This window comes from Lysinibacillus sp. FSL L8-0126 (genome assembly GCF_038630385.1).
In the GTDB taxonomy this organism is placed as follows: Bacteria; Bacillota; Bacilli; order Bacillales_A; family Planococcaceae; genus Lysinibacillus; species Lysinibacillus fusiformis_D.
The window spans coordinates 3,160,535-3,173,712 of the sequence record NZ_CP152028.1; the positions used below are offsets into that span (position 1 = coordinate 3,160,535).

At 37.5% G+C, this 13,178-nt stretch carries 16 protein-coding genes; 7 read left to right on the top strand and 9 right to left on the bottom strand.

Going from position 1 to position 13,178, the window contains the following annotated elements; all coding sequences use genetic code 11:
* Window positions 1–4 precede the first annotated feature (4 nt).
* Window positions 5–511 carry a PCYCGC motif-containing (lipo)protein gene (locus tag MHI34_RS15415; RefSeq protein WP_036120389.1) on the bottom strand — a complete coding sequence of 169 codons (507 nt, stop codon included), beginning with the start codon at window positions 509–511 and terminating at the stop codon, window positions 5–7.
* A gap of 80 nt (window positions 512–591) precedes the next feature.
* Window positions 592–2,886 (bottom strand): YhgE/Pip domain-containing protein, encoded by a 2,295-nt coding sequence (locus MHI34_RS15420; RefSeq protein WP_058844125.1) that lies wholly within the window; start codon window positions 2,884–2,886, stop codon window positions 592–594.
* Window positions 2,887–3,082: 196 nt separating this feature from the next.
* Here MHI34_RS15420 and MHI34_RS15425 point away from each other — a divergent pair, with 196 nt between their 5' ends.
* From MHI34_RS15425 to cyoE, 6 genes are all read left to right on the top strand, one after another.
* Window positions 3,083–3,562 (top strand): thioredoxin family protein, encoded by a 480-nt coding sequence (locus tag MHI34_RS15425; protein ID WP_036120381.1) that lies wholly within the window; start codon window positions 3,083–3,085, stop codon window positions 3,560–3,562.
* A gap of 659 nt (window positions 3,563–4,221) precedes the next feature.
* Window positions 4,222–4,923 carry an O-linked GlcNAc transferase gene (locus MHI34_RS15430; RefSeq protein ID WP_058844803.1) on the top strand — a complete coding sequence of 234 codons (702 nt, stop codon included), beginning with the start codon at window positions 4,222–4,224 and terminating at the stop codon, window positions 4,921–4,923.
* 130 nt (window positions 4,924–5,053) lie between these two features.
* On the top strand, window positions 5,054–5,611 hold the full coding sequence (locus tag MHI34_RS15435) for a hypothetical protein (protein ID WP_058844802.1): 558 nt from the start codon (window positions 5,054–5,056) through the stop codon (window positions 5,609–5,611).
* A 38-nt stretch (window positions 5,612–5,649) separates the two neighbouring features.
* Window positions 5,650–6,303, top strand: a complete 654-nt coding sequence (locus tag MHI34_RS15440) for an alpha/beta fold hydrolase (RefSeq protein WP_058844801.1) — start codon at window positions 5,650–5,652, stop codon at window positions 6,301–6,303.
* Between the two features lie 21 nt (window positions 6,304–6,324).
* Window positions 6,325–6,495 (top strand): hypothetical protein, encoded by a 171-nt coding sequence (locus MHI34_RS15445; RefSeq protein WP_342503610.1) that lies wholly within the window; start codon window positions 6,325–6,327, stop codon window positions 6,493–6,495.
* Between the two features lie 120 nt (window positions 6,496–6,615).
* On the top strand, window positions 6,616–7,566 hold the full coding sequence (gene cyoE, locus MHI34_RS15450) for a heme o synthase (protein WP_036120361.1): 951 nt from the start codon (window positions 6,616–6,618) through the stop codon (window positions 7,564–7,566).
* Between the two features lie 85 nt (window positions 7,567–7,651).
* Here the strand turns inward: cyoE and MHI34_RS15455 are convergent, their stop codons facing one another.
* From MHI34_RS15455 to MHI34_RS15480, 6 genes are all read right to left on the bottom strand, one after another.
* The gene (locus MHI34_RS15455; protein WP_342503611.1) at window positions 7,652–8,386 is read right to left on the bottom strand and encodes a metallophosphoesterase; all 735 of its coding nucleotides are present in this window, start codon (window positions 8,384–8,386) and stop codon (window positions 7,652–7,654) included.
* Between the two features lie 261 nt (window positions 8,387–8,647).
* Window positions 8,648–9,097, bottom strand: a complete 450-nt coding sequence (locus MHI34_RS15460) for a helix-turn-helix domain-containing protein (protein ID WP_036120355.1) — start codon at window positions 9,095–9,097, stop codon at window positions 8,648–8,650.
* Window positions 9,098–9,222: 125 nt separating this feature from the next.
* Complete coding sequence (locus MHI34_RS15465) at window positions 9,223–9,627, bottom strand: hypothetical protein (RefSeq protein WP_330493178.1); 405 nt, start codon at window positions 9,625–9,627, stop codon at window positions 9,223–9,225.
* Between the two features lie 92 nt (window positions 9,628–9,719).
* Window positions 9,720–11,057: a hemolysin family protein gene (locus tag MHI34_RS15470; RefSeq protein ID WP_036120348.1), complete on the bottom strand. Its 1,338-nt coding sequence runs from the start codon at window positions 11,055–11,057 to the stop codon at window positions 9,720–9,722.
* A gap of 32 nt (window positions 11,058–11,089) precedes the next feature.
* Window positions 11,090–11,494 carry a MerR family transcriptional regulator gene (locus MHI34_RS15475; protein ID WP_312019083.1) on the bottom strand — a complete coding sequence of 135 codons (405 nt, stop codon included), beginning with the start codon at window positions 11,492–11,494 and terminating at the stop codon, window positions 11,090–11,092.
* Between the two features lie 154 nt (window positions 11,495–11,648).
* Window positions 11,649–12,134 carry a hypothetical protein gene (locus tag MHI34_RS15480; protein ID WP_230593778.1) on the bottom strand — a complete coding sequence of 162 codons (486 nt, stop codon included), beginning with the start codon at window positions 12,132–12,134 and terminating at the stop codon, window positions 11,649–11,651.
* Window positions 12,135–12,331: 197 nt separating this feature from the next.
* Here MHI34_RS15480 and MHI34_RS15485 point away from each other — a divergent pair, with 197 nt between their 5' ends.
* Complete coding sequence (locus MHI34_RS15485; RefSeq protein WP_255358828.1) at window positions 12,332–12,460, top strand: hypothetical protein; 129 nt, start codon at window positions 12,332–12,334, stop codon at window positions 12,458–12,460.
* A 135-nt stretch (window positions 12,461–12,595) separates the two neighbouring features.
* Here the strand turns inward: MHI34_RS15485 and MHI34_RS15490 are convergent, their stop codons facing one another.
* Window positions 12,596–13,168, bottom strand: coding sequence for a nucleotidase (locus MHI34_RS15490; protein ID WP_036120338.1), 573 nt, complete (start codon window positions 13,166–13,168; stop codon window positions 12,596–12,598).
* Window positions 13,169–13,178: the final 10 nt, after the last annotated feature.

Genomic DNA, 13,178 nt, shown 5'->3' on the forward strand with positions numbered 1-13,178 from the left:
TTTTTTATGCAGGCATATCAGTTGGTGTTGGCTTTGCATAGCCTTCTTTATAAGTATCATCAATGACCTGACGAATTTCTTTTAGGCTTTTTCCTTCTTTATGCATTTGTGCGGACTGTACAGCAATCTCTAAGCATACTAAACAACGTGTTCCATGATCATCCCAGACGATGGATCCGTCTTCTCGTTTGTCCTGAATAAAGCAGTTTAAATTACTTTTATGGCCTACTGATTCGCCACAACCGCAATAGCATGGCATCCATTCTAGAACCTCTGTCGATTGTCCTGCAAGCTGATAGACTAAACGAATATTTTCCTGTTTATCGTCTAAAAAGGATGGCAGGACATCAGCCGAAGCGGTTTCTTCCTGTATATCACCTGAAGCTTGTGTATGTCCTTCATGTGAAGCGTCATTAGCTTCATGGTTCGATTCAACACTGTTTTTATCTTTACCACATGCACTTAATAATAATAACGCCAATACAACAAAAATAGAAATCGTTTTCTTCAAAAATAGCGCCTCCTACATGTTTACAATACTTCCATTATAACATCGTTTCCGTAAACATTTACAGGCAGTCTATTTGAAAATCAATGAAATATATCTAATCCACGTGTTTTGTTCATGAAATGTTCCATTTTCTCGCTCAATAATTTCTTTAAGAAAAAGCCGAACAGGATAAAAATGAACCAGAAACCTGCTAAGAAGAGGAGATCCACCCAAACTGTGGACCAAATTATCCCTCCTACAGCTTCACGCATTAATTCTATAGCATACGTAAAAGGTAAAAATGGATTGATTATTTGGAAAAACCTTGGTAATAATTCGACAGGATATGTCCCACCAGACCCTGCAATTTGTAGCACAAGCATCACGATAGCTAATGCTTTCCCTACATTTCCAAAGACGGATACGAGTGTATACACAACGGTTATAAATACGAGACTAATGAAAAGACCAAATAAGATAAAGTAAACGGGTGCTTGAATAGAGCCGTCTACTAAAAATGTATCGCCGATGGTAATAATCAATGTTTGGATAAAAGAAAAAGTTCCAAATGTTAAAAGTCGACCAAAGTATATATCACGAATACTGTAAGATGAATTGCCATGAAGATTCACAGATAATAATGAAATTAACAGTAAACAACCTACCCAAATAGATAGCACAGTGTAAAACGGTGTCATAGCTGTTCCATAATTTGCAATAGGGAATAAGCGATGCTCCTGCAGTTTAATAGGTTCCTCAAAGAAATCGCGTTCAGCATTGACGTCATTTTTCAGTAATTGCACAATCTCTGCAATATCGGCTTCCTCTTCTAGTGTCCGCAGTTTAGTCGCTAATTCCTTAATTTTTGAGCTTAAAGTCGGAAATTCCGTTTGTATTTTTTGAATAGCATTATTAGCCGTTCCTAGTGTATTTTTAGCCTGTGACAATTTAGCTGTTGCTTGTGGAATGAATTGCTTTACATCCGTCAGCATAGCCGAAGCATTTGTTAATGTTTGTTTAGCACTAGCTAAGGTGGATCGAATTTGTGGCTCTAGACTATCATTATAATAGGATAAAAATTTCTGCAAATTAGTCGTTGCGTTTTGTGCCATGTTTTGAATAGCGACAATATCCTGCTTGATGACTTCCTTATCAATTGGCTTTACTTGTGCCAGTTTATTTAGTACATCGTCATGTAAAGCATGTAACTGTTGTAATGCGCTAAGAGCGTTTGTCGTGGAATCAATGAAGCTTGGTTGATGCTGTAAGGCTTCACGGATCGTTGTAAGCTGTTCAATGAGTGACTGATTCTCTTCGGCATTATTTTCCTGTAAAGAATTGATAATAGTTGTCAAAGACTTCTCTAATTGCTGTCGTGTTAAGGCATCAGCTTGAATTAATTTTTGCAAAGCTTCAAGCGTTTGAATACTATTAGTGATGTTATCTTTGGCGGTTGTCAATTGCTGTTGCAATGCTTCCTTCGTTTGAGCAAAGGAGGATGGATCTAAGTCGATATTATTGAGCTTATTTATGATATCTGAAAAGTGTTGTGCGATAGTTTGGACAGTGGCTACATCTTGTTTGATAACAGGTGACAGCTCATTAAACAGAACATCCGCTTCATTCACTAAATGTAAACCCTTCTGAATGGTCGTTAAACCATCTGTTGTAAGTTGTTCTACTTGAGGTATTTGTGTAAGTGCTTGATTCAGTAATTGATTTGCATCCTGCCCTTGCGTAGAGGCTTGAGTCAAAAATGAATTGATATCAGGTAAATGCTGTTCGATTGTAAAGACATAGTTTTCAAATTTGCGAAAATCAGGAATGTCACGCTCCATTTCAACGCCAATTGTATTAAAAATGGAAAAAAGAGTGCCATTGACAGTCGACACAAATTCATTCGAAACTTGCTGTGTAAGGACACTTGCACCTTTACTTGTAATTTTAGGGGCAATAGGATTCTTTTTTTCATTTACATAATAATCGATATGAGCTTTCGTTGGTTGATCGGTTAGAATGGAAGTTAGCTTTTCGGAAAAATCATGGGGGATGACAATGGCAGCGAAGTATTCGCCATTTTTTAATTGTGCCAGCGCTTGTTTCTCCGTCTCTAGCTCCCATGTAAAGCTATTATTAGTACGTAAATTCTCTATGACCTCTTTTCCAACATTGATGGCATCATCTCTAACAGTAGTTCCCTTATCTTCATTGACTATTGCGATCTTCATATTAGCTGTGTGGGCGTACGGGTCCATGGAAGCATAAATATTCAACCATGCGTAAAGAGAAGGCAGGAAAATAAGTCCACCTATAATGACAGCTACGACCCAATTGGTAACAATATTTCGGATATCCTTTGTATAAATTTGAAAAACATGCTGGAACGAGTTTTTCATCTAAATCACCCCACATTTCAAAATTTGCATGATCTCTCATTATGTATGTTCCCAAATATACTTAAAATTATGTTATAAATGTGAAATATCTTCATTTAAAGGCAAATTAGTTTACTAGGTTTTCAAAACACTTTATAATCAAACGCGAATACACTAAAATTAGGCTTTTAGTGTAAAAAAGGAGGTCACTATTTTAGTGAAAAAATTATTAATTATTGGCTCAGTGATTGTTGTATTATTTGCAGCAATTATTGTGCTTACCAATGTCTCAAACAAGAGTAAATTAGAAAGCGCAAACAACCCTTACGGCGATAAAAAGCTAAAACAAGAAACAATCGATCAATTAGACGATAAAAACTATCAAAACATTATGTTACCAGATGAACTAGAAGCTAAAATTGAAGCTGGTGAAGCGGTTAATGCTTACTTCTTCAGTCCAATTTGTGTTCACTGCCAAGCATTTACACCAGTATTAATGCCAGTTGCCGATGAGCTAGGTGTTGATGTTGCACAATTGAATGTCTATGAATATGAAGATTTATGGAATAAGTATAATATTGAAGCAACACCGACATTTATTCATTTCGAAGGTGGTAAAGAAGTAAATCGCTTTGTAGGAGCTCTTAAAGAAGAGGATTTACGTACTTTTTTAAATACCGTCGTGTTAAAGAAATAGAGAAGTAGAGACTGTATCAAAATAACTTTTGATACAGTCTCATGTTGTTGAAAAAGATGATGTTAATAGCAGAACAAGACTTTTTAACAAGGTAAGAGGTTGATTTCCGTTCCGCCAGCGTCCTTTCCAGGGGGCGTCCGATGAGCCGCTTCACTCACTGCGTTCGCTCCAGGGTCTCCTCTATGACGCTAAATTCCCTAGGAGTGACGCTGGCTCCACTCCAATCAACCTTTCTGCAAAAGTGTCTTTTCCTGAACAAAATAGCCCATTATTTATATTATAAGAGAGGATAGCCTCTTATTTTCAATGTGGAGAAGTGATGTGTGACAACACCCCTCCATAAAGAGTAGTAAAGACCTTTGCTAAAAAAGGCAATATTTTTGTGGGTTGGAGTGGAAGGCTACTTGACTCCCGTGGGATAGCGAGACAGGCGAGCCTCTAAACGGAGCGGTAGCAGAGGAAGCGGCTCGGCGCTCGCCCACAGGAAAGCAAGTAGCCTACAACAGAAATCCTTTTTTACCTTTCACAAAAATGCTATTATGGATGGTTTTCTTTTCCACATTAAGAGACTGTATCAAAATAACTTTTGATACAGTCTCTTTTGGTTTTTGTAGTGTATACTAAAAATACTGAAAAGTTGTACACTGGAGGAATCGACAATGTCAATGGATGATTATTTTTATAACGGTGAACTGATGAAATGCTATGAATTGGCGAAGCAGGTGACAAGCGAAGAAGAAAAAGCACGGGCACAAAAATACATGGCTTTATTCGAACAATATGATCTTGATCGCTACCCAAAGCCTACAGCACATGGGGAAGTACAGCATGCAGAAAGAGCTGATGAAAGCTACCCTGAATCGGATTTGGTGGTGGAAATACGTGCAATAGAAGAGGAAGAGGCATTTGCCAAGCGTATTCAGCAATTAGAGGAAGCTGCGAAAACAGGCACACCATCCGATAGGGCTCAATCCTTTTTTACACAAGGGGAGCTGTTTTTATTTGCTCACCACTACAATGAGAGTGTTCACTGCTTTCAACAAGCAGTAAAGGAAAACCCAAATAAGGCTGTCTACTGGGGGATTACGGGGCAGACAATGCATCGCTTTGGTTGGATGCCTTTTGATGCACTTGGTTATTTAGAGCAAGCGATTCAACTAGATCCTATAAATCCTCGTTGGAAATGGAATAAAGCACTAGTCCTTATTCAATTGGCGAAGGATTTACAAATGGCTCCATTTATGGCGAATGCCGCACTCGCTTTGGAGGATGCACTAGCCTCTTGCGGAGAACAGCAACGATCATTGAAAGATGCCATTCAAAATACAATGGATACTATGGATAGCTATGTGTTCTCTTAATTTATGTAGGATGTCTCCAACTGTAAATGGAGGCATCTTTTTTCGGCTGAGAGGGGTTCGTTGCCATATTCCACAATCATGGTATGATAAGAAAGAAAATGATTTGTAGATATAAAGGACGGATTTTTTTATGGCACAAGAAGTGGCAAATAAATTTATTGAAAACGTATGTAATCATTTAGTTCGCAATATGAATATAACGAAGGTGGAAGAGCATTTTAAAGAAACTATTGCCGTGCAGCGACAATCAGCCGCATCCACTAAGGACTTTTGGGATATGCTGATGGTCAATATGCTCTTTTTTACTGAGAATGAACAGGCTTGGGAGCAACAATTTTTAAAAATGCTTCATGCAAAAAATTGGCTAAAGCCTGCAGCGCTGGAGGAAGAGTTATTAATGCACCAGATGCGAATTCGTCAGCAAGTAGCAGAGCAAATGGAGGCAGCGAAGGAATTATTCCATAAGCAGTATGAGACGGAAAACATGACAGAGGAAGCCATCATTTATGACTATGCATATAGCTCAGCCGGTCATTCAATGCGGATGGATTTATTAACTGTTTTTGTATCAACGCCAGAGCAATCAAAAGTACTTTTTGATGCAGACCCAGAAGAAACAATTCGTATTGTAAATGGGTATATTGCTTATCATACAGATGGTTTGATTAATAAAACAAAATTATGCTAACTTTGTTACGAAGTTTTACGTGAAAGGAATTTAATTGAATGAATACACCATTTACTTTTAAACATACACAACCAACTGAAATGGATTCTACGAAAAAATATCCTGCTATTTTTTTATTGCATGGTATGGGTAGTCATGAAGAGGACTTACCACAATTAGTGCAAGATTTTCAAGAGCAATGTCATATATTTAGCTTACGAGGGCCGATTACACAGAATCCTGGCTATGCTTTTTTCACGATTCAAGAGGTGGGACAACCAGATCGCGCAATTTTTGATAAAGTATTAATGGCGCTTCAACGTTTTATATTAGAAGCGATCGATGAATATCAAATCGATCCTCATAAAGTATTCGTCTTAGGCTTTAGCCAAGGCGCCGTATTAGCACAATCACTTGCCTTTGTCATGGGGAATTTAGTGACAGGAATCGTTGCTTTAAGTGGCTATACCCCTAAATTTGTAACGGAGGAATATGCCATTCGCTCAGTAGAGCATTTACATGCTTTTATTTCTCATGGTGATTATGATTATGTCATTCCTTCTCAATGGGGCATGGAGAGTAAGGAGATTTTTGAACAATTTGGTGCAAAGGTAACCTTTAAGCAATATCCAGATGGACATGGTGTCACACCTGATAATCTTCGTGACCTTGTAGCATTTTTAGCACAGCAATTACAAGAAGATCTTCAATAAAATGACAACCGAGGCAAATAAATGTCTCGGTTTTTTTGGCTATGGAAAAAAGATCACTTATCAAATTATTTTTCTCCAATAGTGATTAGAAGAATCGAGGCAAGAAGGTTCAAATTCATGTCAGTCGGTGGTATCATAGAAGATGTTGTGAATGAGCGTGGTTGGTTAGATGAAAACATGTACTTTATGTGAACATAGAGACAGAACCAATCTAAAAGGGGTAAAATAATAATTTGATGTGCTAGATGCAAATTTTGTCGCTTTCTATCGATGGAAGCGGGTAGAAATTATGGAGAAAAGGAATTAAGATGAATGGAACAAAATCTGAAAACGGAGCATAAACCGCAATCCTCCGAAAAATCAAGAGGGAAGTCATCACGCTCTGCTATTTTAGCGCAAACGGTCAAAACTGGCATTATCAAATCCAATTTAATACCGATGTGGGCTGGTTTAACGCTAGGCATGTACAAAAATAAAATGACGTTAATGGACAATATACCAGAAATTATTTTTTCAACAATCGGTTCTGCCCTTGTAATTGGAGCAGCAGGGGCATTTAATAATGTCTATGATCGTGATATTGATGCGATTATGCCTCGTACACAAAGCCGACCAACTGTAACAGGGGAAATGTCAGCAAAAACGACGCTATCTTTAGCCGTTGCGATGTTGATCATCGGGGTAGCTGTGTTGGCACTGGCTTCACCATTAGCAGCTGCGTTTGGTCTATTAGGTGTGTTTTTATATGTAGTCCCTTATACAATGTGGACAAAACGTCGTACGATTTATAATACGGAAATTGGTAGTATTAGTGGGGCAGTGCCGCCATTAATTGGTTGGTCTGCGGTATCAACAGATATTACACATCCTGCGATACTTGGTTTATTTTTTGTCATGGTGATTTGGCAAATGCCTCATTTTTATGCCATTGCGATCCGCAAACGTGTAGACTATGAAGCAGCCAGTGTACCTATGCTGCCCGTTGTCAAAGGAATGCGCCGTACGTATTATCAAACCAATTTTTATTTAGTTTTATTGATTCTATCAAGCTTTTTATTTGGCTCGTTAAGTGTTGGAATTATGCTTGTGGCATTGATTTTAAGTGTTGCTTGGTTAGTGATGAGTATTTACGGCTATCATAGTAATACGGATCAAGTGAAATGGGCTACTAAAATGTTTGTCTTTTCACTTTTCCATATGACAATACTATTTTCAACTGTCATTGTATACTCATTAGTAGGGGTTATCTTTAAGTTATATTGATTCAATCAATGATGACTAGACGTCATGGCGTCCAGATTTATAGAGCTCGCTTGAAAAAACAATCTTCAAAATAAAAACCAACAAGTTATTCGTTACTTGTTGGTTTTTTATTAGCCACTGAAATAATTTGGCGACTTGGCCACTCTAATGCATGTAGCTGTCCGCCAAAAACTGCGCCACCATCAATGCCTATGATGTTATTTTCTCCGAAATAGACACGATAGTCCGTTGGATTTTGGTGAAAATTATACGTAGGGGTATGTCCAAAGATCACCGTTTTATCCCCATTATAACCTGCATGAAATTCCTCACGAATCCACAGTAAACGCATGGGGTCAGTGTCTGCGATAGCGACACCAGGAACAACGCCCCCGTGGACAAAAATAGCATCCTCTAACTCAATATATATTTCAAATGTTTCAATTAGTTGTAAATGTTCTTCAAGCTTCGGTAATGTTTGAATAAAGCTAGGCAATGTATTGTTTTCAATAGCTTCCTCAAAATCTTCCAACTGGTAGCCATAGCTTGCCAGTGTGGCCTCTCCACCACATAGTCCGACCCAATGGTTCCATGGCTTAGCAAGGCCAGAACGACAGGCATTGAGCATGATTGCCTCGTGGTTACCTAGCAAAACACGTGCACCCTTTGCTTGTAATTCATTAACCAAATTTAATACACCACTAGAAGCGGGACCTCTGTCTACATAATCACCAAGTAAAAAAAGTTGGTCATTCGGTGGATCGTAGTTTGCTTTTAAAAGTAATTCTTCTAACAGCCCTAATTCTCCATGTATATCACTAATTGCTAGTATTCGATTCATTTCCGAGCATCCTTTCTAATAGTAAAGCATTACTATTCAGTATAGAGAATTCTTCTACAAATTTCGACTTTTCCAGCTTTTACTGGCTTTTTACATAGAATGGTCGAAGAAATAATTCACTTCCTACTATTTTTCTTTATCATATGAAAGGAGATTTTATTTCCTTATTCATTTGTCAGGGGTGGGGGTTTTGCGAGAGGGGAGGGGCTGAAGGTTAACAGCAGAAGCAGGTTAGAATACTTATACTGTTAACCTATTAGATTAAATCATTAATTCGTCCCAAGCTTGTTTAACGATTTGTTCATCAAATGTTGAAATAAGGCGAAAGTTATTATTGTCTAAAATGCGGAAATGCTGACTGATAACGTTTTGCTGTAGTTTATAACCATCGTGCTCATGAATATTTTTCCACCATATGTATCCACCCATTGTTTTTTCCTTTGGCTGCAATGTTCCATTATTCGCGATTAAATCTACTACCTCCAATGGATCACCGCCAAGCTCATGCTGTAAAATCGAGCTGTCACGACACAAAGTGCAAATGGCAACAGTAGTTGTCCAACCAGCTAGGATACGGCCTTTTTCAATTTGTACAAGTGTTTTCTTAGATAGCCCTAATAAATCACTCATTTGATCCTGTGTAAAAGCTTTTTCTGTACGGATTAATTTCAGTTTTTCTGAAATGAGTGTGATTAATTGTTCACGATTCATCCTAACACCCCTTTTTTCAGATTGTTATGTTCCATTATACATGAAAGTAAAGATACGTGTTTTTCTTTCAATAGTGGAATTAAAAATGAAACAGACTGCCCATAATGGAACAGTCTGTTGGATGATTAAATCTCATATTTTTTCGTATCAGAGATTACACGGAAATGGATGCCTTTAATCTGTGCACTTACTTTATGGCGGAGCGTATCAATATCCACCAGTTCTTCTTTATTTTTGACACATAAGGCAATCTCATGTAATAGCTTTGTAAAGGCCTCCTTAAATAAGGCACGCATATTATCGAAATCTAAACTGCGGAAACTACCATCAATATCGAAGGCTTCCACAGAATTTAATTGCTTAGAAGCTCCTGCAAAACGATCGTCATAGACTGTGTAATTTTCGTCTGTTACAACGATAATATATAAAATTTCTCCTGTAACCGTTTTTAATTCAATATTTGTTTTGTGTTTTTTTACGTCGGTAATAATGTGAATACCATCTGAATGATATAGCTTAAACAATGTCATGTGTATTGCCCCCTGAAACTAGAATCTTATTACGTTATCCATTATATAGTGGAATGGCTAATAATGGAATAATAAATACCAGTTTCATTCCCTTATGTTGATTGTACTTCTGTGATAACTGGTGCACTTTTTCGTAGAGGTCGAACCTCAATATAATGAATTTGATGCCCTTGTTGCTCATAGATGCTAAAGAGATAGGTGTCTAATTCAATATTTCTTGAAGCTTTAATGCCATTATTCACTGTTAAGAACCAACCACCTAATGTTTCTACTTCCTCTGCATCCAGCGTAATGTTTAATAGATTTTCAACATCTTCCACAAGCATTTTGGCATTTAAAATATAGTGATGATCTGTGATTTTTCGAATATCAGCAATTTCATCACCGTCAAATTCATCCCGAATTTCACCAACAATTTCCTCTAAAATGTCTTCAACCGTTACTAGTCCAGATGTACCACCATATTCGTCCATTAAAATGGCCATATGGATTCGTTCTTTTTGCATGCGTACAAGTAATTCCTGAATAGGAATTGTTTCAATAACACGAATGACAGGATTAATGAAATCCTCTAAAACTAATGTGTCGTCTGTAAGTTGTTCAAGTAACCCATGCGTAAATAGTTCCTTGGCATTGATAAAGCCTAGAATATTATCGCGGTCACCATCGTATACAGGGTAGCGCGTATATTTTTCCTCGGCAATGGTATGAATGATATGGGTAAACGATTCATTTTGTTCAATACCAACTATTTCTGTTCGGGGAACCATGATTTCACGAGCAATACGTTCATCAAATTCAAAGACATTGTTCACATATTTAAGCTCAGATTTATTGATTTCACCACTTTTAAAGCTTTCAGACATTAATAATCGCAATTCTTCCTCTGTATGAGAAAGCTCATGTTCACTAGCGGGCTTCATGCCGAATAGTCCAATTAAAACACGTGCAGAACCGTTCAAAAACCAAATAAATGGGTACATGATTTTGTAGAAAAACATAATTGGCTTTGCGAAAAGAAGTGTAATAGCTTCAGCCTTTTGAATAGCTGCCGTTTTTGGAGCTAGTTCGCCAACTACTACATGTAAAAACGTTGCGATAGCGAAGGCTGTACCAATTGTAAAGATCGTCATATATTTATCAGAAATGCCGACCATTTCAAAAAGTGGGTGAAGCATAAATTCAAAGGTTTTTTCACCAACCATCCCGATACCAAGTGCGGTTACTGTAATACCTAATTGGCAGGCAGATAAGTATTCATCTAAATGATGGACAACATGCTTAGCAGCAATTGCTTTTTTATTGCCCTCTGCAACCAGCTGATCGAGTCTTGAGGAGCGCACCTTGACAATGGCAAATTCTGTTGCTACGAAAAAGCCTGTTAAAGCTAATAAAATGGTAAAAATCGATAGGTTTATAATGGTCTCCAAATAGTCGTTCTGTAAAAACAGAACGTCACCTCCTAATTATGAATAAGTAATAGTAAGGATTGCATTAATGCAATACTTTCGGGTGAAACGTTTTTCTTAATGGTTTCAATTTTTTTATCATCTTGTTTGTTCATTTGCTCTAGCAATGAAGCTACATCATGCTCTAAATCTTGCATTTTTAAACGAAGCATTTGTACATCGATTTCTTCATAGGGTGTGATGTTCAATTCATGTTGGATTGCTACGAGTGAGAGCCCCTGTTGTTTGCGTTGTTCAATAAATTGAAGTCGTTCAATCATTATTGGATCATAGAAGCGATAATTTGTTGCAGAACGTTCTGCATCCAACAAACCAATATTGGTATAATAATCGATTGTTCGTTTAGTAATGCCTGTTTTTTCTGCAAGTTCGCCAATTTTTAATTTCTCTGTCCCAATGCAAACACCTCCAAACCATCACGTGATACTTTGATTATAACGTGATGGTCTAAATATATTCAAATGATAGGCGTCAATATTTCAAAATTGTAAGATTTTTTTAATAAAAAAATAACGTTTCTGCCATTGTTAACTGGTAGAAACGTTACTAAGATTAGGGAAGTAAATAGGTATCGTATAGGTGATGGAGTGCTTCTTCACCATTTTCTTGTAAGAGAATTTCCTCATTATATGTAAGTATGACGTTTGTGTGCTTACTATCGATTTTATCATCAATGAATTTACACGTTACCGTGACAAAGCCCGCTTCCGCTAGCTTTTCTTTCATATCTCCATCCCAGGGCTGGTCAGAAAATAGTGGGGGCTGCCAAGTGCCTCTCACATGTAGCTCATTTTTTTCAAGGTCATAATCCCAGCGGATGTCACGTAAAATAGTTTTAAATAGGTCATTAACTGTAAAAGATGTATCTTGATAGTTAATGTCTATAGCGCGCATGGCATGGACATCTCGACTAACTGCACTAGCTGCGGAATTGGCCGCTGAATTGATGCCTGAAGCAGCATCTCTAATTTCTGCTAATCGATCACCACAGCCTGTTAGTAAAGCACAGATGCATGTTATACAAGCTACCTTCGTCATCCATTTCACAAGTAGTCCCTCCAGTCTAGTAAGTTGTTATTACTATCTTAACGAAAAGAAAAATACGAAGAAAGGGCATGAAGGCGGCAGTTTGTGACGGTTTTGCAACGATGCGATCTCCACTTGATTGTTCGGCATTTGGAAAGTATATAAGTCTGAAGATTTAGTAAAATGATGAGAGAAAGGGAGCGGTTTGGATGAAAATTAATGATGAAATGCTTGATCGATTAGGAACTTATTTTGTCTATCATGCTGTTTATGATAATTATGGTATTACCTTTGAAAACTTTGTGGATCGTTGGCTACGAGGAATTCTTGAGGTATAGCAATCATCAATGCCGCCTTGATAATGATGTCCGAATTTTTTGAGCATGCTCTGAAAAATTGAAAAAACGGTAACACTCGATTTAGTAGACAAGTTAAACAAAAGAGTCGTGTCCAAGTTTGAACACGACTCTGCTTTATTTGAAATAATCTGTAATAAACTGATTTGCTTCCTGCCAATTATATACTCGTATAACATTATCAGGAACAGTGAGGCGGTTATATGGTGTGTCAAATAACACAACAGGGATTTTTAGTTCCTCCGCCAGCATTACCGCATTATCGTGCTTATCCTCAAAGAAAGCTTCTACATGATGCTTTTTCGCGGCAGCTAGTTTATCGTGGCTACCTAGAAGTTCGATATGATCGTATGGTATAGCTTGCGTTTTAAACCAATTGACAGTGATGTTTGCTACATTTTCACCTCGTGCAGAAATATAATACAGCTCGAAATTATTTTTCCAAGCGGTTAGAATATTTTTTGCATCTTTTGCCACTTCAGAGACTTCATACATATAAGGCTCATTTTCCTTAAACCATGTATTAAATGCACTGCGGTCAACAGGGTGTGGAAAGGCGGATAAAAAATCATATTCACAAACATCATCAAGTGTAATATTTACATTGTATTGCTTATTAATATGTGGAATGAGTGTACTTGGACATGTCACAGTCCCATCGATATCAATACCAAAACGAGGCTTTTTCATGCTAGCACCT